The organism is Paractinoplanes rishiriensis (assembly GCF_016862375.1).
GTDB lineage: Bacteria > Actinomycetota > Actinomycetes > Mycobacteriales > Micromonosporaceae > Actinoplanes > Actinoplanes rishiriensis.
The window spans coordinates 1-25,360 of sequence record NZ_BOMV01000053.1; the positions used below are offsets into that span (position 1 = coordinate 1).

A 25,360-nucleotide genomic window follows, 5' to 3' on the forward strand; every position below is an offset into this window, starting at 1 on the left:
CGGGCGCTGCGGGTGGCGCGGGCGCTGCGGGTGGCGCGGGCGCTGCGGGTGGCGCGGGCGCTGCGGGTGGCGCGGGCGCTGCGGGTGTGCGCTCGCTCCGTGTTGAGGATCTGCCTATTCGGGATGATCTGCGGGGGCAGACGCCCTATGGGGCGCCGCAGCTTGATGTTGCGGTGCGGCTGAACACCAACGAAAACTCGTATCCGCTGCCCGATGACGTGGTTGAGGCTGTTGGTAAGGCGGTGCAGGGCGAGCTTCGGGACCTCAACCGCTATCCGGACCGGGACGCGGTGGCGTTGCGGGCTGCGCTGGCCGACTACCTCGGGCACGGTCTGGTCGCCGCCAACGTGTGGGCGGCCAACGGGTCCAACGAGGTGCAGCAGCAGTTGCTGCAGACGTTCGCGGGGCCGGGGCGTACGGCGCTCGGGTTTGGTCCTTCCTATTCCATGCATCCGCTGCTCGCGCAGGGCACCGGCACCCGGTGGATCGGCGCGCTGCGTGATCCGGACTTCGGGCTCACCCCGGACGCGGCGGTGGCGCAGCTCGACGAGCACGACCCCGACGTGGTGTTTCTCTGCTCGCCCAACAACCCGACCGGCACCGCGCTCGACTCCACCGTCGTCGGCGCCGTGCTGGAGCGGGCGCGGGGGATGGTGGTGGTCGACGAGGCGTACACCGAGTTCCGGCGGGCCGGCACGCCGACCGCGCTGGAGCTGCTGCCTCAGCACCCCCGGCTGGTGGTGAGCCGGACGATGAGCAAGGCGTTCGGGTTCGCGGGCGGGCGGCTCGGCTACTTCGCCGCCGATCCGGCCGTGGTGGACGCCGTCCAGCTGGTGCGGCTCCCGTACCACCTCAGTGCCATCACGCAGGCGGCCGCGCGCGCCGCGGTGGCGCAACGCGACGCCCTGCTCGCGAACGTCGAGGTGATCAAGGTGCAGCGGGACCGGATCGTGGGGACGCTGCGCGCACGTGGATTCCGGGTGGCCGACAGCGATGCCAACTTCGTGCTGTTCGAGGTGGGCGGGGATCAGAAAATCGTTTGGCAGCGGCTGCTCGACCGCGGTGTATTGATCCGCGACGTCGGCCTGCCGGGCTGGCTGCGGGTCACCGCCGGCACTCCCGCCGAGACCGATGCGTTCCTGGAGGCTTTGACATGAGTAGGACTGCCCGGGTCGAGCGGGTGACCCACGAGACCAAGGTCCTCGTCGAGATCGACCTCGACGGCACCGGCAAGAGCGACCTCGCCACCGGGGTGGGCTTCTACGACCACATGCTCAACCAGCTGGCCAAGCACGGCGGCTTCGACCTCACCGCGCGCACCGAAGGTGACCTGCACATCGACGCGCACCACACGATGGAGGACACCGCCATCGCCCTCGGCGATGCCTTTTCGCGCGCGCTGGGCGACAAGGCCGGCATCAGGCGGTACGGGTCGGCCACGATCCCGATGGACGAGGTGCTCTGCCGCGCCGCGGTCGACCTGTCCGGGCGGCCCTATGTGGTGCACGACGAGCCCGAGTTGGCGCCGTACATCGGGCCGGTCTACCCGACCAGCATGACCCGGCACATCTTCGAGTCGTTCGGGTTCGCGGCCAAGGTGACCCTGCACGTCAGCGTGCTGCGGGCCGCCCGCGACGGCGGCAAGCCGGACGCGCACCACGTGGTGGAGGCGCAGTTTAAGGCGTTCTCCCGGGCGCTGCGCGAGGCCGTCGAGATCGACCCGCGCAACGCCGGGGCGCTGCCGTCGACCAAGGGCGTGCTGTGATGGCGATCGTCCTGTTCATCGTGGCCGGCTTCCTGGTCGGCGGCGTGATCCAGCTGGTCAAGGCGGGCGCCTCCAAGTTCAGTGTGATCCTGGTCGGCGTGCTCGCGGCGCTGGCTACCGCCGGTGGGGTCGCGTGGCTGCTTCCGGGGGATGGCGCATGACAAAGTCCGTGGTTGTGCTCGACTACGGGTCGGGCAATCTGCGGTCCGCCGAGCGGGCCGTGGCTCGGACCGGTGCGAGCGTGACCGTCACCAGCGACCTGGATGCGGCGGCCGCTGCGGACGGGCTGTTCGTGCCGGGGGTGGGCGCGTTCGCCGCCTGCATGGCAGGCATCGACGCGTTGGGCGCCGGTCCGGTGATCGCCGAGCGGGTGGCCGCGGGACGTCCGGTGATCGGGGTCTGCGTGGGGATGCAGATCTTCTTCGACTCGGGCGTCGAGCACGGGGTGGAGACCAAGGGGCTCGGGTTGTTGCCGGGCGTGGTGAGCCGGCTGACCGCGGCCCGCATCCCGCACATGGGCTGGAACACCGTCGACATCGCGGACGGGTCGGCGCTCCTTGCCGGGTTGCCCGCTGAGTCCCGGTTCTACTTCGTCCACTCGTACGCGGCCTCGGATCTTGATGCTCTGCAGCAGGCCGGCGCCAAGGTGACCACCGCGAGCCACGACCTGCCGTTTGCCGCGGTGGTCGAGGTCGGGTCGCTCGCGGTCGCCCAGTTCCACCCGGAGAAATCCGCGGACGCGGGCTATGCGCTGCTGCGCAACTGGGTCGCCGGGCTGTAACGCCGGTGTCCAAGGAACGGGCGAAGCGGCGCGCCGAGCGACTCGCCGTGCTGGAGCGGGAGAAGGCCGTCCGTGCCCGCAGGGTGGCCCGCCGGCAGCGCCGTCGTGAGCTGATCCAGCGGGTCAAGCCGCGGGTGCGGGTGGGCCGGACCGGCCGGCTCTACAAACGCAACCGCCGGCAGCGGGTCGGCATCGTCGTCGTGCCGCTGCTGGCCATCGCCGCGGTCTGGCTGTGGATTCCCGAACCGGGCCTGCGCATCGTGCTGACCGTGGTGATCGGGTTGGCGCTGCCGGCCCTGGTCGTCCTGGTCCTGGGCCGCAAAGACTGAACTAAGGAGAGAAACCCGTGACCCTGTCCCTGCTCCCGGCCGTCGACGTCGCCGACGGTCAAGCCGTGCGTCTCGTGCAGGGCGCCGCCGGCTCCGAGACGGCCTACGGCGATCCGCTGGAGGCCGCGCTGGCCTGGCAGAACGACGGCGCCGAGTGGGTGCATCTGGTCGACCTGGACGCGGCCTTCGGGCGGGGCGAGAACGCCGACCTGCTGGCCGGCGTGGTGCGCCGCCTCGACGTGAAGGTGGAGCTGTCCGGCGGCATCCGGGACGACGCGTCGCTGACCCGGGCGCTGTCCACCGGCGCGGCCCGGGTGAACATCGGCACCGCCGCCCTGGAGGACCCGGAGTGGTGCGACCGGATCTGCGGCGAGTACGGCGACCGGGTCGCGATCGGCTTGGACGTGCGCGGGCGCACCCTGTCGGCGCGCGGCTGGACCCGGGACGGCGGCGACCTGTACGAGGTGCTGGCCCGGCTCGACAAGGCGGGCGCATCCCGCTACGTCGTCACCGACATCACCAAGGACGGCATGATGCGCGGTCCTAACCTCGACCTGCTGCGCGAGGTGTGTGCCGCCACCGACAAGCCGATCATCGCGAGCGGCGGCGTGTCCACCCTGGACGACCTGCGGGCGCTGGCCACCCTCGAGCCGATCGGGGTGGAGGGCGTGATCGCCGGCAAGGCGCTGTACGCCGGCGCGTTCACGGTGGCCGAGGCGCTAGCTGCTCTCGAGTCGGTCCCAGGCTGACTGCAGGGCCCGCACGGCCGCCTTGATGGCCGGGCGGGCCGCCGACGCCTCCCGCCACGCGACCACGACCCGGCGGCGCGGCTCCGGGGTCACCCGGACCACCCGGACGCCGTCGGGCAGTCGGGGCCGTGCCAGCCGCGGGATGATCGCCACCCCGAGACCGGCCGCGATCAGCGTCAGCTCGGTCTCGAACTCGCCCACGTGGAAGTCGGGCTGCACACCCGGCAGCACCCGGGTCAGCCACTCGTGGCAGATGTCGCCGGCCTTCGCGGCGATCCATCGCTCGTCGCGGCACCTGGCCAGCGAGGTGGTGCCGGTCAACCGGTGCCCGCTCGGCACGATCAGGTCGGCCACGTCCCAGCCGAGTTCCACGTACGTGACGCCGGGCGGATACCGCAGGGCCACCTCGGGCCAGTCGTCCAGCACCGCCAGGTCGACGTGACCGCGGTGCAGCGCGTCCAGCCCCTCGTGCGGGTTGACCTCGAGCAGCCCGGTGGACAGTTGCGGGTGCTCGCCGGCGAGCCGGTGCAGGGCGTGTGGCAGCAGCGCGCGGCAGGCGGTGGCGAACGCTGCCACGTTCAGCCGGCCGGTCACCGTGTCGCGGTGCGCCATCAGCGCCGACTCGGCCTCGTCCACCGCGGCCAGCACGCGTTCGGCGTGCCCGGCCAGCAGCCGGCCCGCCTCGGTGAGCCGCAGCCCGCGCCCGTCCTTCTCGACGAGTGTGGCGCCGGTCTCCCGTTCCAGCTTGGCGAGCTGCTGCGACACCGCGGACGGCGTGCAGTGCAGTGCGTCGCCGGCCGCCAGCACCGTCTTGTAGCTGGCCACGGCGTGCAGGGCCCGCAACCGACCCAGGTCAATCATGTAGCGACCCTACATTGTCGCTGAAGCATTATTCGATGGTGCTTAATGGTCGCCGGCCGTCAGGCTGAGCACGTGAAACCGCGTGACATCGCCATCGCCGTGGCCGTGACCGCCGTCTGGGGCATCAACTTCGTCGCCATCTCGACCGGCCTCGACCACTTCCCGCCGCTGCTGTTCAACGCGCTGCGCTTCACCGTGGCGGCCTTTCCGGCGCTACTGTTCGTGGGCCGACCACGGGTGCCGTGGCGCTGGGTGATTGCCACCGGTCTCACTCTCGGCGTGGTGAAGTTCTCGCTGCTGTTCGCCGGGATGGCGGCCGGGATGCCGGCCGGGCTCAGCTCGCTGGTGCTGCAGAGCCAGGCGGTGTTCACCATGCTGTTCGCGGTCCTGCTGCTGCGCGAGCGCCCGCGCGCGCTGCAGGTGGCCGGCCTGGCCGTCGCGCTGGCCGGGGTGGTCCTGGTGGGCAGCCGGATGACCACCAACCTGGGCGCGTTCCTGCTGATCGTCGGCGCCGCCGCCACCTGGGGCCTGGCCAACATCTTCACCCGCAAGGCGGCCCCGCCGGACACGCTGCGCTTCATCGTCTGGGTCAGCGCGGTCGCCAGCGGCCCGCTGATCGTGCTGTCGCTGCTGGTCGACGGCCCGGCCACCGACCTGGCGGCGCTGCGCGCCATCAACGTCGAGGCGGTCGCCGCGCTGCTCTACATCGCCTTGCTCTCCACGCTGGCCGGCTTCGCCGGCTGGGGCTTCCTGCTCAAGAGGTACGGGGCGACGACCGTGGCCCCGTTCTCGATGCTGGTGCCGTTCTTCGGGATGGCGTCGGCCGCACTGGTGCTCGGCGAGCCGATCCACCTGATCGACGTGGCCGGCGGCGTGCTGGTGGTGGGCGGCATCCTGCTCGGGCTGGTGCGCCCGGCGGCCCTCAGCCCTCGCGCACCAGTGGAAGATCTTGCAACCGCGCGGTGAGCAGCTTGGCCATGGCTGGAGCCATCGCCGGTCACCCCCTGGTCGTCGAGCCAGTGCGGCGGGCACCGCCGCGGCACTGCCGGTGGGAGGGTCACTAGGCTGGTCTTATGACGGTTGCGGTGCGGGTGATTCCCTGTCTCGACGTGGATGCGGGACGGGTGGTCAAGGGGGTCAACTTCGTCGATCTGCGGGATGCGGGTGACCCGGTCGAGCTGGCCGCTGCCTATGACGCGGCCGGGGCCGACGAGCTCACCTTTCTCGACGTGACCGCGTCGTCGGACGACCGGGGAACCATGCTCGACGTGGTGCGCCGCACCGCCGAGACCGTGTTCATCCCGCTGACCGTCGGCGGCGGCGTGCGTTCGGTCGAGGATGTTGACGTGCTTCTGCGGGCCGGCGCCGACAAGGTCGGTGTCAACACCGCGGCCATCGCGCGGCCGGAGCTGATCCGGGAGATCGCCGAGCGGTTCGGCAACCAGGTGCTGGTTCTTTCGCTCGACGTGCGGCGATCCGCCGACCAGCCCAGCGGGTGGGAGGTCACCACGCACGGCGGGCGTAAGAGCGCGGGGCTGGACGCCATCGAGTGGGCCCGCACGGTGGCTCAGCTGGGCGCGGGGGAGATCCTGCTCAACTCGATGGACGCGGACGGTACGAAGGCCGGGTTCGACCTCGAGCTGATCGAGGCGGTGCGGGCCGTGGTCGACATCCCGGTGATCGCCAGCGGGGGAGCGGGCGCGGTGGAGCACTTCCCGCCGGCCGTGGCGTCGGGGGCGGACGCGGTGCTGGCCGCCAGCGTCTTCCACTTCGGAGATCTGAGCATCGGCGAGGTCAAGGACAGCCTGCGCCAGGCCGGCCACCCGGTGCGTTAGGGGAAGTTCAGCGGCCGTCGGCGAGGCGGATCGAATATTCGCGGACGGCGGTCGCGTACGTCTGCTCGTCCAGGGTCCAGCCGGAGTCGCCGGGTGCGGTGCCCCGGTTGAGCTGGGCCTGCAGGGTCATCACGGCCGAGGACAGGCCGCTGAACGGGCGGGTGCGCCACAGTTGCTCACCGGCCGGGGCCACCTCGACCAGGTCGTCCTCGACGACCAGCAGGCCGGCGCCGGCCAGGCGCCGCACCGACTCCTCCAGCTCGGCCCGGCTGGGCACGCTGTGATGCAGGAAATCGGCGGCCGCCAGCACGTCGGCCAGGCTCGCCCCGGTGACCGGGAGCGCGGCGTGCATCGCGCGGTCCCGTTCGAGTCGCGCGGCGATGACCGCGGACACGAAGATCCATGCGTCGTTCCACTGCCATCCGCCCGCCCCCATGCGGCAATGATGCCGAAATCGGGGCCCGCCCGGAAGCAAATGTGTCCGGATGATCACTGACCTGTGTCAGCCGGCGGGGCAGTCCACTGAGGGCAGTGCAGCTCGGGGGCGGTCCGGGACCGTGCACAACGGTATGAACAACTGCGCCAGCGGGCCGATGGCCAGCGCGTACGCGATCGTGCCGAGACCGGCCGTGCCGCCCAGCAGGAACCCGGCACCGAGGACGCCCAGTTCGATCGAGGTGCGGACCAGGCGCAGCGACAAGCGGGGGAAGCGGGCGGCGATACCGGTCATCAGGCCGTCGCGCGGGCCGGGGCCGAATCGGGCACCGATGTACAGGCCCGTCGCCAGGCCGTTGAGCAGGATGCCGGAGACCAGATAACCGGTCCGGGCCGTCAGTCCCTGACCGAGGGGCAGCACGGCCAGCGCCACGTCGACCGCGACGGCGACCACCACGACGTTCGCGATCGTGCCGAAGCCGGGCCGCTGGCGCAGCGGGATCCAGAGCAGCAGTACGGGAATGCCGACCAGCAGCACGATCCAGCCGAAGCTGAGCCCGGTCACCCGGGTGAGGCCCTGGTGGAACACGTCCCACGGGTTCAGGCCGAGCGCCGACTGGATCATGAGCGCCATGCTCACGCCGTACAGGATCAGGCCCGCGAAGAGCTGGACGAGCCGCCGGGTGAGACGACGATCTCTGTTGCCACTGGAAGTCACAACTGCAACTCTGAAGGCCAATTGGGCGAGGCTGAAGTGCCAATTCGCGGGAGGTGGCTATGACGAGCTCGGTGCGTGGTGGCCAACTGGCCCGGTTGCTCGGCCAGTGGCATTCGCTGCCCGGCCGGCACCGGAGCCCCGACTACGCCGCGCTGGCCGCCGCCGTGCGCGGTCTGCTGTCCGACGGACGGCTGCCGCTCGGCGTACGCCTGCCCGCCGAGCGCGAGCTGGCCGAGGCGCTCGGCATCAGCCGCACCACGGTCACCGCCGCGTACCGGGCCCTGCGCGAGACCGGCCACCTCACCAGCCGGCGCGGCGCCGGCAGCTGGACCACCCTGCCGAACGGGCACCGGGTGGCCACCTCGGGCCTGTGGGCGGCCGAGGACGACCGCGACGTGATCGACATGGGCGTGGCGGCCTCGGCGGCGCCGGACGAGCTGGTGGCGGCGGCCCGGGACGCGGCCGAGGACCTGCCACGGTACCTGGGCAGCGCCGGCTATCACCCGACCGGGTTGATGGAGCTGCGCGAGGCGGTCGCGGCCGGGTACACGACCCGCGGGGTGACCACCTCAGCCGAGCAGATCCTCATCACGGCCGGCACCCAGCAGGCCCTCGACCTGGTGCTGCGGCTCTCGGTGCCGGCCGGGTCGCCGGTGCTGGTGGAGGCGCCGACCTATCCGAACGCGCTGGCCGCGCTGTCCGCCCGCCGGGCCCGGATCAACACGCACGGCCTGGACACGTCGACCGGCTGGGACGGCGAGCTGCTGCTGGGTGCGCTGCGCCAGTCGCGCCCGCGGGTGGCGTACGTGATCCCGGAATTTCAGAATCCCACCGGTCACCTGATGCCGGCGGCGCTGCGCGAGCGGATGGTGGCCACCGCGCACTCGGCCGGCACCGAGCTGATCGTCGACGAGTCCTTTGTGGATCTTCCGCTGGACGGCGTGGAGATGCCGCCGCCGGTGGCCGTGTTCGACCGGCACTCGCGGGTGGTGTCGATCGGCGGGATGAGCAAGGCGTACTGGGGCGGCCTGCGGATCGGCTGGGTGCGCGCGTCGGCGCCGCTGGTGCAGCGGCTCGCGGCCATCCGGGTCGGCGTCGACATGGCCAGCCCGGTGCTGGAGCAACTCGTCGGCGTCCGGCTGCTGGCAAAGTCGTCGCAGCTCGTCGCGGCCCGCCGGGCCCAGTTGCGCGGCCGCCGGGACGCGCTGGTGGCGGCGCTGCGCGAGCAGCTGCCGGAGTGGAGTTTCGTGGTGCCGGCCGGCGGGGTCACGCTCTGGGCCGAGCTGGACGGGCCGATCTCGAGCGCGCTCGCCCGGGCCGCCGAGGACGTCCGGGTGCGGCTGGCGCCGGGGCCCCGGTTCGGGCTGGACGGCACGCTGGAGCGCTTCCTGCGGCTGCCGTTCACGCTGCCGGCCGAGGAACTGGCCGAGGCGGTGCGGCGGATCGCGGCGGTGCGCTACGACCTCGACCGGCCCCGCCCGTCCTGGCGTACCCCGTCGGTGATCGCCTAGATCAGCCAGGCGCCGTCGCGCATCAGGGTCCGGCCGGCGATCTCGTTCTCCTCGCGCCAGGCCAGGATGCGATCCGGGCGCAAAATCAGGAAGACGTACGACTCACCAGCCGTCCGCGGGTCCCAGTCGTTCTGGCCGGCGTATGCCTCGCCCAGCGCGCCGGACGAGGCCACCTCGGCGGTCCGCTCCAGAACCGCGTCGATCAGCACCACGTCGCGGGTGTGCCCGAGAGCGAGCCGGGCCCGGCCGTTCGCCAGCAGGTTGCGGGCAACCGGCGTGGTGCGGGCGGTGGCCAGCACGATCCGCTCGTTGTGCCAGGCCGCGGTGAGCGGCACCAGGAACGGCCGGTCGCCCTCGGCGGTGGCGACCCAGACGTCGGCCACCGGGGCGGTCAGCTTGGCGAGCACGTCTGCCTTGCGCTGGGCGGGGTCACGCGGTTCGTCGGGCACGGCCGGAAATGCTACGCGGCCGCCGGGTGACCCGGCGGCCGCGTGCAACGAACCTCAGAGCTGGGCGAGGCTGCCCGCGTACATCTTGTCGATCTGCTCGGCGAAGTTGGTCTCGACGCTGCGCCGCTTGATCTTCATGGACGGGGTGATCTCGCCGGCCTCGATGCTCAGGTCGCGCGGGAGGATCGCGAACTTCTTGATCGTCTCCCAGCGGTTGAGCTTCTGGTTCAGCTCCTTCACGTAGCCCTCGACGAGCTGCTCGGTCTCGGGCGCCGCCACCACCTCGGCGTAGCTCTTGCCGGCCAGCGGGCCGTCCTTGGCCCAGCCGAGGATGGCGTCCTCGTCGAGGGCGATCAGCATGGTGACGAAGTTGCGGGCCTGGCCCACCACGACCACCTGGGACGTGTACGGGCAGACCGCCTTGAACTGGCCCTCGATGGCCGACGGCGCGATGTATTTGCCGCCGGACGTCTTGACCAGGTCTTTCTTGCGGTCGGTGATCTTGAGGTAGCCCTCGCCGTCGAGCTCGCCGATGTCGCCGGTGCGCAGCCAGCCGTCCTCGGTGAACGACTCGGCGGTCTCCTGCGGCAGGTCGTGGTAGCCGCGCATCACCGGGGTGCCGCGGAGCAGCACCTCGCCGTCCGAGTCGATCTTGCACTCGAGGTCGCCGAGCGCCTGGCCGACCGTACCGATCTTGAGCTTGCCGAGCCGGTTGACGAAGTTGGCCGCGCTGCTCTCGGTCATGCCGTACCCCTCCATGATCGGAAGGTTGGCCGCCGCGAAGAACTCGGAGATGTCCCGGCTCAGCGGCGCCGAGCCGCTGACCAGCACCCGCAGCCGCCCGCCGAGGCGCTGCTGGAGCTTCGAGAAGACCAGCTTCTCGGCGAGCCCGTACTGCAGGCTGAGCGGGAACGGGATCGGCTTGCCGGCCTGGTCGAGCGCGACCTTCTGTTTGCCGACGCCGACCGCCCAGCTGAAGATCTTGGCCTTCGCGCCACCCGCGCCGAGCGCCGTGGTGACGGTCTTGTTGTAGACCTTCTCGAAGATGCGCGGCGCCGCGCACATCAGCGTCGGCTGGACGATGGCCAGCATCTCGACCAGCTTGTCGACCCGGCCGTCGACGTAGGTCGGCACGCCCACATGCACGATGCCGCAGAGCAGCACCTTGCCGAACGAGTGCGACAGCGGCAGCCACAGGTACTGCAGGTCGGTCGACTCGAACAGGCCGAGACTCTCCTGCGCGACGCCCTGCCAGACCCAGCCGTGGTGCAGCAGCTGCACGCCCTTGGGCTTGCCGGTGGTGCCGGAGGTGTAGATGAGGGTGGCGAGGTGATCGGGCGCGATGGTCTCGACCACCTCCTCGATCAGAGCCGGGTTGTCGCGCAGCGCCGCGGTGCCGCGCTCCTCCAGCTCGGCCAGGGTGAGCTGGGGCGGGGTGGCACCGGCGTCGGCCGCGCCGTCGAGCAGCACCACGTGGGTCACGCTGGTGTCGGCCCCGGAGATCTTGAGAGCCTGCTGCGGATTTTCGGCGATCAGCACCTTGGAACCCGAGTTGGCCACGATGTAGCTCGCGTCCTCGGGCTCGGTGGTGGGGTAGACCGTGGTGGTGGCCGCGCCGGAACAGTTGATGCCCAGGTCGGCCAGGACCCACTCGTACCGGGTGTTGGACAGGATGGCCACCCGGTCCTCGAGGCCGATGCCGAGCGAGCGCAGGCCGGCCGCGATGGCCTTGGCCCGGTCTCCCACCTGTGCCCAGGTGTACCAGATCATGCCGCTGTCATCGTTATTGGGAACGGCGAAGGCCTGACCGTTGGGAGTCGCCGCCACGCGCTTCAGGAACATATCGGGGATCGAGCGGTAAGGAACCTCGAGAGCCATCGGGCGCCGCCTCACGAACTCATGTTTGGGGGTCGGTAACTTGGTGTTACCGCAGGGTATTGAAAGCGCGCCGGGACGGCTAGTGCCACGCCCGGCCCGACAAACGTTGAATTTCAAGTCTATCTACCCGGCTGGGCCGCAGCGGCTTCCTCGATCGGGCGCATGGTGCGGATACCGGCGGCCAGGCTGGCGGTCAGCGCGGCCACCGCCACCGAGGCGGCGAAGATCAGCACGGTGACCGGGCTGCCCCAGGCGGTCACGAAGAAGCCGGCCAGCAGCGGGGCCGCGGCCGCCACCGACATGGCGGCCAGGAAGATCACGCTGAGCACCCGGCCCTGTAGCCGGTCCGGGGTGATCGCGGCCTGGTAGCCGAACAGTGCCGCGTTGCAGGCCGGGCCGAGGAACACGGCCAGAGCGACCGGCACGGCCGCCAGTACGGTGGTGGTCATCATCGCGCTGGCGCCCAGCACGCCGACCGCGGCCCAGGTGATGAAGCGGATCAGCCGGGCGAACGGCAGCCAGCGCTGGAGTGTGGGCGCCGCGAACGCGCCGACCAGCCCGCCGACCCCGACGATCGTCTCGGTCAGCCCGATCACGCCGGGCGAGACCTGGTGCTGTTGCAGGGTCACGATGATGGTGAAGATGGTGCCGCTGAGCGCGAAGTTGAGCGGCGCCGCGATGGCCAGCACGGCGCGCAGGAACGGGTTGCCGAAGACGAACCGCAGCCCCTCGGCCAGCGCCGCCGCGTGCCCGGGGTGCTCCTCGTCGCGTTCGGCCTGCAGCGGCTTGCGGATCAGCGCGACGCCGACCAGCGAGGCGAGGTAGGACAGGGCGTTGCCGAGGAACGGCAGCGCGTGGGTGAGGCCGAACAGCAGCCCGCCCAGCGGCGGGCCGGCCAGCGAGGTGCCGTAGCTGCGGGCCTCGTTGCGGGCCACCGCGGCGGGCAGTTGGGCGGCCGGGACGATGCTGCGCAGCGAGGCGTGCTCGACCGTGTTGAACAGCGCCGAGCAGATCGCGTCCAGCACCGCCACCACGATGATCACGGCGAGGCCGGCCCGGTCGGTGGCCACCGCGGCGGCCAGCGTGAGAAAGGCGAGCAGGCGTACGGCGTCGCAGACCAGCATGGCCCGGCGCCGGTCGACCCGGTCGGCCAGCACCCCGGCGGGCAGCCGGCAGAGCACCTTGGTGACCAGGGCGGCGGTGCCGACCGCGCCGGCCTGCACCGCGGAGCCGGTCGACTCGAGCACCAGCAGCGGCACCGCCAGCATGGCGATGGCGCCGCCGAGGTCGGACAGCGACTGGCTGGTCCACAGGAGGTTGAACTCCCGGTTGCGCCAGAGACTGGTCACGCGCCGGCCCGCCACATGGACCGGGCCCCGATCGCACTGCGCATCAGCCCGGTCACCTAGCGCAAGGTATTTAGCGCCGGCGATCCGCGCAACATTTACGGCGTCGATTAGCACGGGCTGCGAGGTGGGGTTTGATGGGCAGGTGGACCTGGTCATCGACGTACGGGGGAGCGGCGAGAAGACGGTGCTGGTCTACCGCGCCCTGCGCGAGGCCATCGCGGACGGCCGGCTGCCCGCCGGGCACCGGTTGCCGGCCAGCCGCCGGCTCGCCGCCGACCTGGGGGTGGCGCGGGGCAGCGTGAGCACCGCGTACGAGCGGCTTGTGGCCGAGGGTTACCTGTCGTCCCGGGTCGGTTCGGGCACGTACGTGGCGGACGTGCCGGCCCCGAACCGGCCGCGCCGGGCCGGCACCGACCCGCTGCGACCGCGGCTGCCGCTGGCACCGGAACCGACCAGCGGCAGCCGGCCCGCGCCGCGGTACGACTTCCGCACCGGCATCCCGGACGTGCGGCTGTTCCCGTTCGACACCTGGCGCCGGCTGGTCGCGGCGGAACTGCGGCTGCGGGCCAACGACCCGGGCACCTACGCGGCGCCGCACGGCCATCCGGGACTGCGCGCCGCGATCGCCCGCTACCTCGGCTACGCCCGGTCGGTGCGGGTGACCGCCGAGGACGTCCTGATCACCAACGGCACCCAGCACGCGCTCGATCTGCTGGCCCGGGTGCTGCTGCGCCCCGGCGACGTGGTCGCGGTCGAGGAGCCGGGCTACCCGCCGGCCCGGCGGCTGTTCGAGACGCTCGGCGCCCGGGTGGTGGGTGTGCCACTGGACGACGAGGGCCTGCTGGTGTCCGCGCTGCCGGCCGGCTGCCGGCTGGTCTACACCACTCCGTCACACCAGTTCCCGCTGGGCCGGCCGATGAGCCTGGCCCGCCGCCGGGAACTGCTCGGCTGGGCCCGGTCCCGGCCCGCCGCGGTGGTCGAGGACGACTACGACAGCGAGTTCCGCTACTCGTCCCGGCCGCTGGAACCGCTGTACCGGCTGGACACCGCGGGCCGGGTGCTCTATCTGGGCACGTTCTCCAAGAGCATGCTGCCCGCCATCCGGACCGGGTTCGTGCTGGTGCCGCCGGGTCTGCGGGACGCGGTGGCGGCGGCCCGGCAACTCGGCGACGGCTTCGGCCAGATGGCGCTCCAGGCCGCGCTGGCCCGGTTCATCGACGACGGCCTGCTGGCCCGGCACGTGCGCCGGGCCGGGAAGGCGTACGCGGCGCGGCACGCCCGGATCGTGGCTGCGCTGGACGGCATGCCCCGGCTGCGCCTGCTGCCCTCGGCGGCCGGCCTGCACGTCACCGCGCTGCTCACCGAGGGCCGGTCGGCACCGGTGGCGGCGGCCGCCGCCGCGGCCGGCCTGGCGGTGGACGACCTGACCGCCTACAGCGGGCAGGACGGCTTCGTGTTCGGATTCGGCGCCGTCGACCCGGCGCTGATCGGCGAGGGGCTGACGATCTTCGCGGACCTGCTGGACCGCCACGCCTGATAGCCGACCGCGCCGGCCGCCACCACGAGGCTGAGCAGGGCCGGCGGCCCGGTGAGCCAGAGCAGCCCGAGCACCGCGGCGAACGCCACCGCGGCGCCGGCCCGGGTGCGCCCCGGCGGCAGCAGCCGCAGCGCGGCCGCGGTGCCGATCACGTACACCAGCGTGAAGCAACCGGTGACCAGCAGCATCGAGGTGTGCAGGTCGATCGGCAGCACCACCGAGACCAGCGCGCCGGCCAGCACGAAGGTGAGCGACCGGCGCTGGCTGCCGAACACCCGGGCGGGCAGCGCGCCGTCCCGGGCCAGGGCCGCGCCGAGCCGGGACGCGCCGGCCAGGTAGGCGTTCACCGCGCCGATGGTGAGCAGCACCGCGACCACCGCGGTGACCTCGCGGACCGGGCCGCCGACGCCGACCGCGAGCAGGTCGGCCAGCGGGGCCGGGCTGCCGGCCAGGGCCGGGCCGAGCACCAGCACGCTGGTCACCGCGACGGCCAGGTAGAGCGCGCCGACCACCACGACCGCCACCGCCGCGGCCCGGGGCACGTCGCGGCGCGGGTTGCGGTAGTCGGCGGCCAGCGAGGACACCGCCTCCCAGCCGGCGAAGCCCCAGACCAGCACGGCCGCGGCGGCGCCGACGCCGGCCCAGCCGTGCGGGGCGAACGGGGTGAGGTTGACCGCCCGGGCGTGCGGCAGCGCGGTGAGCACGGCGGCCAGCAGCAGGACGGCCAGCGCCCCGGTGAGGACCAACTGGACCCGACCGGAGATCCGCAGGCCGAACCAGTTCATCAGGTAGACCGTGCCGACGATGCCGAGGAACGTGCCGAGCATGGTGGCGCGGCCGCCGCCTAGCACGTCGGCCACGTAACCGCCGGCGAACGCGGCCGCGGCCGGCGCGCCGAGCGGGACGGCGAAGTAGAAGCACCAGCCGACCGCGGCCGCGGCGCGCGGGCCGAATGCCAGCCGGACGTAGGTGGAGACGCCGCCGCCGTCCGGGTGCCGGGCGCCGAGCGCGGCGAAGGTCCAGGCCAGGGGCGCGGACAGGACGATCAGGGCGACCCAGGCGACCAGCGAGGCCGGACCGGCCACCTCGGCGGCCAGGGCCGGCATGGAGATCACGCCGGTGCCGAGGACGGCGCCGACGCTGAGGGCGGTGCCTTGCGCCACGGAAAGCTTCATGCGCCGAATCTAGGCGTCGATTGGCCCTTCGACTGGACCAATTCTGGGCTGTTCAGATGGGCCAATCACAGGCCCAGCCGGGCCGTGCGCAGGCGGTCCGCAGCCTCCGCCGGGCCGTCGATCGTCACCCGCGCGTTCGCCTGCCGGCCGGACAGGAACAGCGCCAGTTCGCCGGCCGGGCCGGACAGGGTGAGCTGCGGATGGTCGCCGGACACCAGGGTGCCCTGGCCGTCCGCCACCACGGTGACCGGCAGGCCCAGCCGGCGCAGCGCGATGCGGCCGGTGAACTGGGTGCCCCGCCAGATCGCGTGCTCCTGCCCGGGGTCCAGGGTGCGCGGCTCCCAGCCGGGCCGGCCGCGCCGCACGTCCTCGTGGTGGATGAAGAACTCGACCGCGTTGGTCAGCTCGTCCAGCAGTGGATTGCTCACCGGGCTCCACCACGGCGGGTTCCGCACCTCGGCGACGATCTCCGGGTACGGGCGGGCCGCGGTCGCCCGGCGCACCCGCTCGCCGTACTCGCGCAGCGGCGGCACCAGCAGCCCGGCGCTCGCATCCGGTCGCCGGTCCCGGACCACCAGGTGGGCGGCCAGGTCGCGGGTGGTCCAGCCGGTGCACAGGGTGGGCTCGTCCGGGCCGCGCTCCAGCAGCAGGTCACTGAGCAGCCGCCGCTCATTCTTCGCATAGGTGGTCACGAACGTGATGGTAGACACATTGTCATCGGTGTGAACGATCACCATCGTTTCGGCAGGATGGACCGGTAAGGCCGGGAGTGCCGGCGAATGCTTACCAGGCGGGTAGGAAAACTTGAGCACCAGGGCCAGCCGGGACGTGCTGGGGCGGGGACTGTGGGTACTCGGTCAGACGATCAAGGCGGAGCCGCGCCTGTTCCTCGCGGGTGCGATCGGCAGCAGCCTGTTCGGTCTGCTGGTCATCGCCAACGCGTACGTGGTCGGCGCGGTGATCGACCGGGTGGTGCTGCCCGCCTTCGCCGACGGCCGGGCCGCCACCGGTGCGCTGGTCATTGCCGCGCTGGCCTTCCTGGCGGTGAGCCTGCTGCGGGTGTGCACCGTCTTCGCCCGCCGGCTCGGTGCCGGGTTCATGCAGTTCCGGCTCCAGGCCCGCTACCGGCGCGCGGTGACCCGGCGATACCTGGCCCTGCCGCCGTCCTGGCACCAGCAGCACGCCACCGGCACCCTGCTGTCCAACGCGAACTCCGACGTCGAGGCGGCGTTCGCTCCGATCGCGCCGTTCCCGTTCGCGGTCGGCACGATCGTGATGATCGTGGCCGCGGTGGCCGCGCTGTTCGCCACCGACTGGGTGCTCGCCCTGGTCGGGGTGGCGCTGTTCCCGACGCTGTTCGGCATCAACGTGCTCTACTCCCGGTCGATGTCGCCCCGGCAGATCCGGGCCCAGCAGCTGCGCGCCAAGGTGAGCGCGGTGGCGCACGAGAGCTTCGACGGCGCCCTGGTGGTCAAGACCATGGGCCGCGAGGCGGACGAGTCCCGCCGGTTCGGCGTCTTCGTGGCCGAACTGCGCGACGCGCTGATCGCGGTGGGCCGGCTGCGCGGACTGTTCGACCCGATCATGGAGAGCCTGCCCAGCGTGGGCACGCTGGCGGTGCTGCTGCTCGGCGTCTGGCGCCTGCAGACCGGCGCGATCACGGTGTCCGAGCTGGTCACCGTGGCGTTCCTGTTCACCGTGCTGGCCTTCCCGGTGCGGGCGATCGGCTGGGTGGTGGCCGAGTTGCCGCGCAGCGTGGCCGGCTGGGACCGGGTGCACGACGTACTGTCCAGCACGGGTGACCTGGCCTACGGTTCTTCGGCCCCGGACAACACCGGCGCGGCGACGGTCAGCTTCGATTCCGTCGATTTCCGGTACGGGGACGGCCCCCTGGTTCTGCACGACGTCTCTTTCACCGTGCCGGCGGGCAAGACTGTCGCTCTGGTGGGGCCGACCGGTTCGGGTAAATCGACCATCGCCGCCCTGGCGCTGCGCCTCGTCGACCCGAGCGCCGGAGAAATATACATCGACAAAACCGACTTGCCGGATTTCTCCCTGGAGGCGTTGGCGGGCACGGCAGCGCTCGTGCCGCAGATCCCGTTCGTCTTCGACGACACCGTGCGCGGCAACGTGACCCTGGAGCGCGACGGCATCGACGACGACGCGGTCTGGTCGGCGCTGCGGCTGGCCCAGGCCGACCGGTTCGTGCAGCGGCTGCCCGAGGGCCTGGACACCGCGGTGGGCGAGCGCGGCACCTCGCTGTCCGGCGGCCAGCGGCAGCGGCTCACCCTGGCCCGGGCGCTGGCCGGCCGGCCCCGGCTGCTGGTGCTCGACGACGCCACCAGCGCGGTCGACCCGCGGGTCGAGGCGGCGATCCTGGCCGCCCTGCGCGAGGCCGGCGCCTCGATCCTGGTGGTGGCCTACCGGCGGGCGACGATCGCGATGGCCGACCAGGTGGTGTATCTGGAGCAGGGCAAGGTGGTGGCGACCGGCACGCACGCCGAGTTGCTGGCCGGCAACCCGGGCTACGCCGACCTGGTCACCGCGTACGAGAAGGCCGAGTCGGAACGGGTGGAACAGTGACCACGACCGACGGCACGTTCGCCACCATCAAGCGCGGGCTGGCGCTCTCGCCCGAGCTGCGGCCCGGACTGGGCGGCACGATCGCGCTGGCCGTGGTGCAGATGGCCGGCCGGGTCGCGGTGCCGATCGCGGTGCAACAGGGCATCGACCACGGGATCCGCGCGGCGGGCGGCCCCGACCTGGCCTTCGTGGCCCGGACCGTGGCGCTCACCCTGGTGGCGATCGCGGTGTCCGCGGTGGCCGGCTACTTCATGACCCGGCGACTGTTCACGGTCAGCGAGACCGCTCTGGGTGCGCTGCGGTCGCGCACGTTCCGGCACATCCACGACCTGTCGATGCTGCACCAGCAGTCCGAGCGGCGCGGCACCATGGTGTCCCGGGTGACCAGCGACGTCGACCAGATCTCCCAGTTCCTCCAGTTCGGCGGCGTCCAGTTGCTGCTCGCCTCGGGCCAGTTGCTGGTGTCCACGCTGGTGATGCTGGCGTACTCGTGGCAGCTCACCATCGTGGTACTGCTCGCGTTCGGCCCTTCGGTCGCGGTCATCCGGCTGTTCCAGCGGCGGCTCGCCGCGGCCTACCGCGCGGTCCGCGAGCGGACCGGCGTGATGCTCGGCTCGGTGGCGGAGAGCGTCGTGGGCGCGCTGGTGATTCGGGCGTACGGCGTGGCCGGGCGCACCGGCAAGCGGCTCGACTCCTCGATCGACCGGCTGGAGCAGGCGCAGCGGCGGGCCCTGCGGACGAGCGTGACCAGCTTCTCCTCCGGCGAGTTGGGGGCCGGGCTGGCGCTGGCCGCGGTGGTGGTGGTCGGCACCCTGCTCGGCGTCGGCGGCGAGCTGACCGTGGGCGAGCTGACCGCGTTCCTCTTCCTGGTGACGCTGTTCATCCAGCCGGTGCAGATCGCCACCGACATGCTCAACGAGGCGCAGAACGCGGTGGCCGGCTGGCGCCGGGTGCTGGACGTGCTCGACCTCGAGCCGGACGTAGCCGACCCGGACGACGTGGGCGTGGCGCTGCCGCCCGGCCCGCTGTCGGTGCGGTTCCGGGGCGTCTCGTTCAACTACCCCGGCGGCCCGACCGTGCTGGCCGACGTCGACCAGTTCCTGCCGGCCAGGCGGAAGTTCGCCGTGGTGGGCGAGACCGGCAGCGGCAAGACCACCTTTGCCAAGCTGCTCACCCGGCTGATGGACCCGGCGTCCGGCGAGGTGCTGCTGGCCGACACGCCGCTGACCGCGGTGCGGTTCTCGTCGCTGCGCTCGCGGGTGGTGATGGTGCCGCAGGACGGCTTCCTGTTCGACGCCACCATCGCGGAGAACATCCGGTTCGCCGAGCCCGCCCTGACCGATGCGCAGCTCGCCGCGGCGTTCACGGAACTGGGTTTGACTGATTGGCTCGATGGCCTGCCGGCCGGGCTCGAGACCCCGGTGGGCGAGCGAGGCGAGGCGCTCAGCGTGGGCGAGCGGCAATTGGTGGCACTCGTACGCGCTTACGTCGCTGACCCGGACCTGCTGGTGCTCGACGAGGCCACCAGCGCGGTCGACCCGGCCACCGAGGTGCGGCTGCAACGCGCCCTCGACACGGTGACCCGCGGCCGGACCACGGTGGCGATCGCGCACCGGCTGTCCACCGCCCAGTCCGCCGACGAGGTGCTGGTGGTGGATGCGGGCCGCGTGGTGCAGCGCGGCCCGCATGCCGACCTGGTCGCGCAGACCGGCTCGATCTACGCGAAGCTGTACGCCTCCTGGCTGGAACAGACCCGCTCGGCCTGACGGTTCAGCGGATCAGCGGGCGTAGAACTCGACGACCAGCTGCTCGTCGCAGAGCACCGGGATCTCGGTGCGCACCGGCACCCGCAGCAGCTCGGTGCGCAGGTCCTCGACCGCGGTCGACAGGTACGGCGCGGTGGGACCGGCCAGGTGGGCGCCGGCCGCGGCGATCTGGAACGGCGGCTTCGGCCGGCTGTTCTCCCGTACCTGCACGATCTGGCCCGGCTTGAGCCGGTAGCCCGGGCGGTCGACCTTCTTGCCGTCGACCGTGAAGTGGCCGTGCACGACCAGCTGGCGGGCCTGGTAGACGGTCCGGGCCAGGCCGGCGCGGTGCACGACGGCGTCCAGGCGGCGCTCGAGCAGGCTCACCATGTTCTCGCCGGTCTTGCCCTCGCCCCGGTGTGCGTCCTCGTACGCCCGGCGCATCTGGGCCTCGCTGATGTTGTACTGGTGCCGCAGCCGCTGCTTCTCCAGCAGCCGGACCTGGTAGTCCGAGGTCTTGCGCCGGCTGCGGCCGTGCACGCCTGGCGGGAACGGCCGCTTCTCGAAGTACTTCACGCACTTGGGGGTCAGCGGGATGCCGAGCGCACGGGACAGCTTGGCCTTGGGACGAGAGTTGTTCATGAAGTCTCCGGGATCACTTGCGCTTGAGGCTGAGTTGACTAGTTGGCGGGTGTTACGGTTAGCCTCACCTTACTAAGGCAAGCCTAACCTGTGCCCGGAGGTATCACTCATGCAGCCCACCCATGCCGAGGTCGCCCGGACGCTCGCCGCCGGGCACCTGCCCGCGGTAGCGCACATCGCCTGCCGCCCGGGTCCGCTGCCGGTGCGGCACGTGACCGACGCACAGGGCCGGGTGCTGCTGCTTTCCCCGTCGGACGGCGCGTTCGCCGCGGCCTTGGCCCCGCAGCCGGGCGCTGAGCCCACCCGCGGCGGAAAACCCCAGATAAACCCATATGACGACACGGCCATGGTGCTCGACATCACCGACGTCCCGCCGATGGCCGGCTCGCCCGCGCTGGGCCGGGTGTGGGTGTCCGGCTGGGCCACCCGGCTCGACGGCGACGAGGCCAAGCAGGCGGCGATGGACTACGCCGAGATCGACGCCTCGGGCGACCTGCTCGACGTCGGCGGCAGCAAGGTGCTGCACCGAATGGACGTGGCCGAGGTGCGCTACGAGCGCAACGAGAAGCTCGTCGACGTGGACCCGGACGACTTCGCGGCGGCCGCCCCCGACCCGCTGCGCCAGATCGAGTTCGACCTGATCGCCGACCTGGCCGACCACCACCTGGCCGAGATGAGCGCGTACGTGCGGCGGCAGTTGGGCTCGACCTTCCAGCCCCGGGCAGAGCCGCAGGTGGTCCGGATGGACCGGTACGGCTTCATGGTCCGCCTGGACGACAAGCTGGCCCGGCTCGCCTTCCCGCGGCCGGTCACCGACCGGCAGGACCTCGCCCACCTGCTGCATCCGGTGCTCTGCCACCGCTGCGCCGACTAGACGGTTTATTTCGGCGTAATATGGGCAACATGGCCGACGAGATGGCCACCGACGAGAGCTTTCTGCACGCGATCCTTGACAACGTCGACACGGGCGTCGCCGCGTGTGATTCGTACGGGCGCATGATCTTTGTCAATCCTGCGCTTCGGGTCGCCCTCGCCCTGTCCGGGACCGGCCCGTTCGACGTTGAGGAATGGCAGTCCGCGTTGTTCCGCACGGACGGCACCCGGCTGCCCGCCGACGAGATACCGCTGCGCCACGCGCTGGCCGGCAGGCCGGTCCGGGACGCGGAGATCGTCATCCGGCCGCTCGGCGAGTCGGCGCGGAGCTTTCTGGCGAACGCCGCACCCATCCGCGAGACCGACGGTAGGCTGGCCGGCGCCGTGATGGCGTTGCACGACGTCACCCGGCAGCGCCGCACCGAGCGATTCCGGGGCTGTGAGCTGGAGGTGGCCGCGGCCCTGGTCGCCGCGACCACGGTGACCGAGGCCGGTCCCCGGATCGCCGAGGCGGTCGCCCGCACGCTGGGCTGGCCGCTGGCCGAACTGTGGCTGCTCGACGAGGTCACCGGTCAGCCACGGGCGGCCGGGCGGTGGGCGGCACCCGATTGCCCGGCCGTCGATCCGGGCATCGGCCTGGTCGACGACGTGTGGGAGACGGGCGAACCCCGGTGGGTGCCGGACCCGGCCGGCCGGGCCGCGGTGGCAGTGCCGATCCGGGAAGACTCCACGATCGGCGTGCTGGCCTGCTACGCCGGGACCGTCGAGGACGACGAGAAGAGCATCGTGGGCGCGCTGCGCTCGGTGGCCGACCACATCGGCCAGTGGCTGTCCCGGCGGCGCAGTGCCGGCCTCAGCGCGCAGCTGGATCGGATCCGGGACGACTTCGTTGCGCTGGTCGGCCACGAGATGCGTACCCCGCTCACCTCGATCGCCGCCAACATCGAGATGCTGTCCGAGGACGATTCCGGCGATCCGGAGACGCGGGAGATGCTGGCCGCGGTGCAGCGCAACACCGCTCAGCTCACCATGATCGTGGATGACCTGCTCGACCTCGCCGGGCTGCGCAGCGGCCACGTCACGGTGCATCCCCGGCCCACCGACCTGGCCGGCGCGGCCCGGGACTGCCTGGCCGCGGTCGGTCCGGCCGCGGAGGCCGGTGGCCTCGAACTCAAGGTGGACGCGCCGGACCACCTGGTGGGCGAGGCGGATCCACAACGGCTGCGGCAGGTCATCGACAGCCTGCTGTCCAACGCCGTGAAGTACAGCCGGCCGGGCGGCCACATCCTGCTGCGGCTGAGCACCGACCAAGAGGTCGCGGAACTATCGGTCACGGACACCGGGATCGGTGTACCCGAGGAGGACCGCACCCGCCTGTTCCGGCAGATCTTCCGGGCCACCAACGCGCGGCACACCGCGACGCCCGGAGCCGGGCTCGGTCTCGCCGTCACCTGCGCCATCGTCGAGGCGCACCACGGCACGGTCAGCGCGGCCCACCACGACCCCGGCACCACGGTCACCGTGCGGCTGCCGCTCCGTCAGCCGGCCTGAGGGCACCAGCTGCCTGAGGGCACCAGCCTGAGGACACAAGGGCGGCGGCCCACCGAACGGTGGACCGCCGTGGCGCAGCTCAGACCCGGCTCAGAGCGGACGGATGTTCGCCGCCTGCAGGCCCTTGGGGCCCTGCTCGATGTCGAATTCGACGCGCTGGTTTTCCTCGAGCGTGCGGTAGCCGCTCGTCGCGATTGCGGAGAAGTGCGCGAAAACGTCGCCGCCGCCACCATCCTGCGTGATGAAGCCGAATCCCTTGTCACCGTTGAACCATTTGACGGTGCCAGATGCCATACCCACTCCTCGTGGTCTGTTGAGGACCGCAACCTGCGGTGCTCGGCGTCGCCGTGTTGATCGCAGCCACCGGGCGAAGCACAAACACAGGTGTTCAACCACGTCAATGGGATCAAAACTGCAACGCGGTCACGCTATCACGAACGCCTGTATTACCGGCGACAAGCGTAAGTCGATCAATTCAGCGGGAAGACCTCGAGCATCGGGTCGGTCAGGAAACGCTGCACATTGGGCCCGACCGCGGCCACGATGATCTCCGGGTCGGCGCTCGCCAGCGGCTCGATCCGCAGCACGTAGCGGGCCACCATGATGCCGGCGATCTGGGTCGCCACCAGGGACGAGCGCAGCGGTGCCTCGGCCGGGTCGAGCACCAGTTCGCTCACCGCCCGGCGCAGGATCTGGGTCACCACGAACTCGCGCAGCAGCCGGGCCGTCCACTCATTGCTCATCGCCGAGCGGAAGATGGCCAGCGCCGCGCTTCCGGCCGGCGAGTCCCACACGCCCAGCGCCGCCCGGATCAGCCGCTCGCCGGCGCCCTCGCGTGGGCCGGCCAGGGCCTTCGGGATCAACTCGGCCGGGTTCATCGGCGCGTTCATGGCCGCCAGGAACAACTTCTCCTTGGTGCCGAAGTAGTGATGCACCAGCGCCGGGTCGACGCCGGCCTCGCCCGCGATCGCGCGGATCGACGCCTGGTCGTAGCCCTTGTCGGCGAAAGTCCGGCGGGCAGCCTCCAGGATGGACGTCTTGGTGTCCTGATTGCCGGGACGCCGCCCGCTCCGCCTGACCAACAACTCTCCCTAGGACGTCCGGCGCCGCAGGGTCGCGGCGGCCAGGATCAGCGCGATCACGGCCGCGCCGGCCACGATCGTCACGTCGCGCCACATCGTCGCGGTGGCCTCCACCGAGCGGCCCACCTCGATCAGCGCGTCCACCGCGTACGTGAGCGGCAGCGCCCCGCTGATCGCCTCGAGCCAGCCGACCATCTGCGCCCGCGGCACGAACAGCCCGCACAGCAGGATCTGCGGCACGACCACCACCGGTAGGAACTGTACGGCCTGGAACTCGGTGCGGGCGAAGGCGCTGCACAGCAGGCCGAGGGCCACCCCGAGCACGGCGTTCACCACGGCGATCAGCACCACCAGCCCGGCGCTGCCGGTGGTGTCCAGGCCGAGCAGCCAGTAGGCCCCGGCGGTCGCCACCGCACCCTGCACGGCGGCCGCGAGACTGAACGCCAGCCCGTACCCGAAAAGCAGGTCGATCTTGCCGAGCGGGGTGGTGAGCAGCCGCTCCAGGGTCCCGCTGGTGCGCTCGCGGAGCATCGCGATGCTGGTCACCAGGAACATGGTCGTGAACGGGAAGACACCCAGCATGATCAGGGCGACCCGGTCGAACGTGCTGGGCGAGCCGTCGTACATGAAATAGAGGACGGTCAGCAGCACCGCCGGCACCACAATCAGCAACGCCACGGTCCGCCGGTCGTGCCGCAGCTGCCGCAGGATCCGGCCGGTGGTGGCCAGAGTTATCCGGATGCTCATGCCGTCGCCACCTCCTGTTCTTTGATCAACCGCAGAAATGCCTCTTCGAGGTCGTCGGTCGCGGCCCGGGACCGGATCGCGTCCGGGGTGTCGTCGCCGATCAGCCGGCCGTCCCGGATCAGCAGCAGCCGGTCGCAGCGGCCCGCCTCGTCCATCACGTGGCTGGAGACCAGCAGCGTGGTGCCGGCGCCGGCGAGTGCGTGGAACTTGGCCCACAGGTCGGCCCGCAGCACCGGGTCCTGCCCGACGGTCGGCTCGTCGAGCACCAGCAACTCGGGTGTGCCGACCATGGCGCAGGCCAGCGAGGCCCGGCTGCGCTGCCCGCCGGACAGGTTGCCGACCAGCTGGCGGGCCGCGTCGGCCAGGCCCACGTCGGCGATCGCCCGGTCGGCCTCGGCCGCGCCCAGTCCCTGCAGGGCGGCGAAGTACCGCGCGTTCTCCCGCACCGACAGGTCGGCGTAGACGCTGGGCGACTGGGTCACGTAGCCCACGGTGCGGCGCAGTGCCGCGCTCCCGGCGGGCCGGCCGAGCACGGTGACGGTGCCCGACTGCACGATCTGCACGCCGACGATCGCCCGGATCAGCGTGGTCTTGCCGCTGCCACTGGGTCCGAGCAGCCCCGTGACGCTCCCGCGCGGAACGGCGCAGCCGATGCCGTGCAGCACCCGGCGCCGCCCCCGCTCCACGACGAGGTCCCGAACCTCGATCGCGTTCTCCATGACGTCCTCCGATTTCATCGCCCGTTGAGTTCAACGCTAGATGAAT

General features: G+C 71.8%; 28 protein-coding genes. 15 read left to right on the forward strand and 13 right to left on the reverse strand.

The genetic code is table 11. The features are described 5' to 3' along the window. The 7 genes from Ari01nite_RS49955 to priA all read left to right on the forward strand — a co-directional run. Positions 1 to 183, forward strand: a 183-nt coding sequence (locus Ari01nite_RS49955) for an ion transporter (protein ID WP_239162912.1), incomplete at its 5' end; no start/stop codon positions are given. Further along, complete coding sequence (locus tag Ari01nite_RS21830; RefSeq protein WP_239162910.1) at positions 111 to 1,157, forward strand: histidinol-phosphate transaminase; 1,047 nt, start codon at positions 111 to 113, stop codon at positions 1,155 to 1,157. The genes Ari01nite_RS49955 and Ari01nite_RS21830, both read left to right, overlap by 73 nt. After that, the gene (gene hisB, locus Ari01nite_RS21835) at positions 1,154 to 1,765 is read left to right on the forward strand and encodes an imidazoleglycerol-phosphate dehydratase HisB (protein ID WP_203783299.1); all 612 of its coding nucleotides are present in this window, start codon (positions 1,154 to 1,156) and stop codon (positions 1,763 to 1,765) included. The genes Ari01nite_RS21830 and hisB overlap by 4 nt, the downstream gene beginning before the upstream one ends. Further along, on the forward strand, positions 1,765 to 1,926 hold the full coding sequence (locus Ari01nite_RS21840; protein ID WP_203783300.1) for a CG2302 family histidine operon protein: 162 nt from the start codon (positions 1,765 to 1,767) through the stop codon (positions 1,924 to 1,926). The genes hisB and Ari01nite_RS21840 overlap by 1 nt, the downstream gene beginning before the upstream one ends. Then, positions 1,923 to 2,546, forward strand: coding sequence for an imidazole glycerol phosphate synthase subunit HisH (gene hisH / locus Ari01nite_RS21845; RefSeq protein WP_203783301.1), 624 nt, complete (start codon positions 1,923 to 1,925; stop codon positions 2,544 to 2,546). The genes Ari01nite_RS21840 and hisH overlap by 4 nt, the downstream gene beginning before the upstream one ends. A 5-nt stretch (positions 2,547 to 2,551) precedes the next feature. Next, positions 2,552 to 2,875: a hypothetical protein gene (locus Ari01nite_RS21850; RefSeq protein ID WP_203783302.1), complete on the forward strand. Its 324-nt coding sequence runs from the start codon at positions 2,552 to 2,554 to the stop codon at positions 2,873 to 2,875. 17 nt (positions 2,876 to 2,892) lie between these two features. Next, positions 2,893 to 3,624, forward strand: coding sequence for a bifunctional 1-(5-phosphoribosyl)-5-((5-phosphoribosylamino)methylideneamino)imidazole-4-carboxamide isomerase/phosphoribosylanthranilate isomerase PriA (gene priA, locus Ari01nite_RS21855; RefSeq protein WP_203783308.1), 732 nt, complete (start codon positions 2,893 to 2,895; stop codon positions 3,622 to 3,624). On the opposite strand, the gene Ari01nite_RS21860 is transcribed toward priA, so the two are convergent. Next, a complete protein-coding gene (locus Ari01nite_RS21860; RefSeq protein WP_203783310.1) occupies positions 3,595 to 4,485 on the reverse strand; it encodes a LysR family transcriptional regulator in 891 nt (296 codons plus the stop codon). The two genes, priA and Ari01nite_RS21860, sit on opposite strands and share 30 nt — an antisense overlap. Positions 4,486 to 4,557: 72 nt before the next feature. On the opposite strand from Ari01nite_RS21860, the gene Ari01nite_RS21865 reads away from it, so the two are divergent. Then, positions 4,558 to 5,451: an EamA family transporter gene (locus Ari01nite_RS21865; protein ID WP_203783317.1), complete on the forward strand. Its 894-nt coding sequence runs from the start codon at positions 4,558 to 4,560 to the stop codon at positions 5,449 to 5,451. 107 nt (positions 5,452 to 5,558) lie between these two features. Continuing rightward, the gene (gene hisF / locus Ari01nite_RS21870) at positions 5,559 to 6,320 is read left to right on the forward strand and encodes an imidazole glycerol phosphate synthase subunit HisF (RefSeq protein ID WP_203783319.1); all 762 of its coding nucleotides are present in this window, start codon (positions 5,559 to 5,561) and stop codon (positions 6,318 to 6,320) included. Between the two features lie 7 nt (positions 6,321 to 6,327). On the opposite strand, the gene Ari01nite_RS21875 is transcribed toward hisF, so the two are convergent. Next, on the reverse strand, positions 6,328 to 6,756 hold the full coding sequence (locus tag Ari01nite_RS21875) for a hypothetical protein (RefSeq protein ID WP_203783321.1): 429 nt from the start codon (positions 6,754 to 6,756) through the stop codon (positions 6,328 to 6,330). A gap of 66 nt (positions 6,757 to 6,822) precedes the next feature. Beyond that, on the reverse strand, positions 6,823 to 7,473 hold the full coding sequence (gene yczE, locus Ari01nite_RS21880) for a membrane protein YczE (protein WP_203783322.1): 651 nt from the start codon (positions 7,471 to 7,473) through the stop codon (positions 6,823 to 6,825). 59 nt (positions 7,474 to 7,532) lie between these two features. Here yczE and yczR point away from each other — a divergent pair, with 59 nt between their 5' ends. Continuing rightward, positions 7,533 to 8,984 carry a MocR-like transcription factor YczR gene (gene yczR, locus Ari01nite_RS21885; protein ID WP_203783328.1) on the forward strand — a complete coding sequence of 484 codons (1,452 nt, stop codon included), beginning with the start codon at positions 7,533 to 7,535 and terminating at the stop codon, positions 8,982 to 8,984. Here yczR and Ari01nite_RS21890 read toward each other — a convergent pair. The 3 genes from Ari01nite_RS21890 to Ari01nite_RS21900 all read right to left on the reverse strand — a co-directional run bounded on the left by Ari01nite_RS21890 (position 8,981) and on the right by Ari01nite_RS21900 (position 12,660). Then, positions 8,981 to 9,433 (reverse strand): pyridoxamine 5'-phosphate oxidase family protein, encoded by a 453-nt coding sequence (locus tag Ari01nite_RS21890; protein ID WP_203783329.1) that lies wholly within the window; start codon positions 9,431 to 9,433, stop codon positions 8,981 to 8,983. The two genes, yczR and Ari01nite_RS21890, sit on opposite strands and share 4 nt — an antisense overlap. A 54-nt stretch (positions 9,434 to 9,487) precedes the next feature. Further along, positions 9,488 to 11,311, reverse strand: coding sequence for an AMP-dependent synthetase/ligase (locus Ari01nite_RS21895; RefSeq protein WP_203783330.1), 1,824 nt, complete (start codon positions 11,309 to 11,311; stop codon positions 9,488 to 9,490). Positions 11,312 to 11,430: 119 nt separating this feature from the next. Next, the gene (locus Ari01nite_RS21900; RefSeq protein ID WP_203783331.1) at positions 11,431 to 12,660 is read right to left on the reverse strand and encodes an MFS transporter; all 1,230 of its coding nucleotides are present in this window, start codon (positions 12,658 to 12,660) and stop codon (positions 11,431 to 11,433) included. Positions 12,661 to 12,802: 142 nt separating this feature from the next. On the opposite strand from Ari01nite_RS21900, the gene pdxR reads away from it, so the two are divergent. Beyond that, entirely contained in the window at positions 12,803 to 14,197 is a 1,395-nt protein-coding gene (gene pdxR / locus Ari01nite_RS21905) for a MocR-like pyridoxine biosynthesis transcription factor PdxR (protein WP_203783332.1), read from the forward strand. Here pdxR and Ari01nite_RS21910 read toward each other — a convergent pair. After that, the gene (locus tag Ari01nite_RS21910) at positions 14,092 to 15,372 is read right to left on the reverse strand and encodes an APC family permease (RefSeq protein ID WP_203783334.1); all 1,281 of its coding nucleotides are present in this window, start codon (positions 15,370 to 15,372) and stop codon (positions 14,092 to 14,094) included. The genes pdxR and Ari01nite_RS21910 overlap by 106 nt on opposite strands. A 65-nt stretch (positions 15,373 to 15,437) precedes the next feature. Beyond that, positions 15,438 to 16,064, reverse strand: a complete 627-nt coding sequence (locus Ari01nite_RS21915; RefSeq protein WP_203783336.1) for a TIGR03085 family metal-binding protein — start codon at positions 16,062 to 16,064, stop codon at positions 15,438 to 15,440. Between the two features lie 112 nt (positions 16,065 to 16,176). On the opposite strand from Ari01nite_RS21915, the gene Ari01nite_RS21920 reads away from it, so the two are divergent. Together Ari01nite_RS21920 and Ari01nite_RS21925 are read left to right on the forward strand one after the other, a co-directional pair. Beyond that, positions 16,177 to 17,955: an ABC transporter ATP-binding protein gene (locus tag Ari01nite_RS21920; protein WP_203783339.1), complete on the forward strand. Its 1,779-nt coding sequence runs from the start codon at positions 16,177 to 16,179 to the stop codon at positions 17,953 to 17,955. After that, positions 17,952 to 19,721: an ABC transporter ATP-binding protein gene (locus tag Ari01nite_RS21925; RefSeq protein ID WP_203783341.1), complete on the forward strand. Its 1,770-nt coding sequence runs from the start codon at positions 17,952 to 17,954 to the stop codon at positions 19,719 to 19,721. Before Ari01nite_RS21920 ends, Ari01nite_RS21925 begins: the two co-directional genes overlap by 4 nt. A 12-nt stretch (positions 19,722 to 19,733) precedes the next feature. On the opposite strand, the gene rpsD is transcribed toward Ari01nite_RS21925, so the two are convergent. Beyond that, entirely contained in the window at positions 19,734 to 20,342 is a 609-nt protein-coding gene (gene rpsD, locus Ari01nite_RS21930; protein ID WP_203783346.1) for a 30S ribosomal protein S4, read from the reverse strand. Between the two features lie 109 nt (positions 20,343 to 20,451). On the opposite strand from rpsD, the gene Ari01nite_RS21935 reads away from it, so the two are divergent. Then, complete coding sequence (locus Ari01nite_RS21935; RefSeq protein WP_203783347.1) at positions 20,452 to 21,216, forward strand: DUF2470 domain-containing protein; 765 nt, start codon at positions 20,452 to 20,454, stop codon at positions 21,214 to 21,216. Positions 21,217 to 21,245: 29 nt separating this feature from the next. Beyond that, positions 21,246 to 22,766, forward strand: coding sequence for a sensor histidine kinase (locus tag Ari01nite_RS21940; RefSeq protein WP_203783348.1), 1,521 nt, complete (start codon positions 21,246 to 21,248; stop codon positions 22,764 to 22,766). A gap of 90 nt (positions 22,767 to 22,856) precedes the next feature. Here Ari01nite_RS21940 and Ari01nite_RS21945 read toward each other — a convergent pair whose 3' ends face one another. The 4 genes from Ari01nite_RS21945 to Ari01nite_RS21960 all read right to left on the reverse strand — a co-directional run bounded on the left by Ari01nite_RS21945 (position 22,857) and on the right by Ari01nite_RS21960 (position 25,314). Then, complete coding sequence (locus Ari01nite_RS21945) at positions 22,857 to 23,060, reverse strand: cold-shock protein (RefSeq protein WP_203783349.1); 204 nt, start codon at positions 23,058 to 23,060, stop codon at positions 22,857 to 22,859. Positions 23,061 to 23,236: 176 nt separating this feature from the next. Then, positions 23,237 to 23,848, reverse strand: a complete 612-nt coding sequence (locus tag Ari01nite_RS21950; protein WP_203783350.1) for a TetR/AcrR family transcriptional regulator — start codon at positions 23,846 to 23,848, stop codon at positions 23,237 to 23,239. A gap of 9 nt (positions 23,849 to 23,857) precedes the next feature. After that, positions 23,858 to 24,595: an ABC transporter permease gene (locus Ari01nite_RS21955; protein ID WP_203783352.1), complete on the reverse strand. Its 738-nt coding sequence runs from the start codon at positions 24,593 to 24,595 to the stop codon at positions 23,858 to 23,860. Then, complete coding sequence (locus Ari01nite_RS21960) at positions 24,592 to 25,314, reverse strand: ABC transporter ATP-binding protein (RefSeq protein ID WP_203783354.1); 723 nt, start codon at positions 25,312 to 25,314, stop codon at positions 24,592 to 24,594. Before Ari01nite_RS21960 ends, Ari01nite_RS21955 begins: the two co-directional genes overlap by 4 nt. Between the last annotated feature and the right edge of the window lie 46 nt (positions 25,315 to 25,360).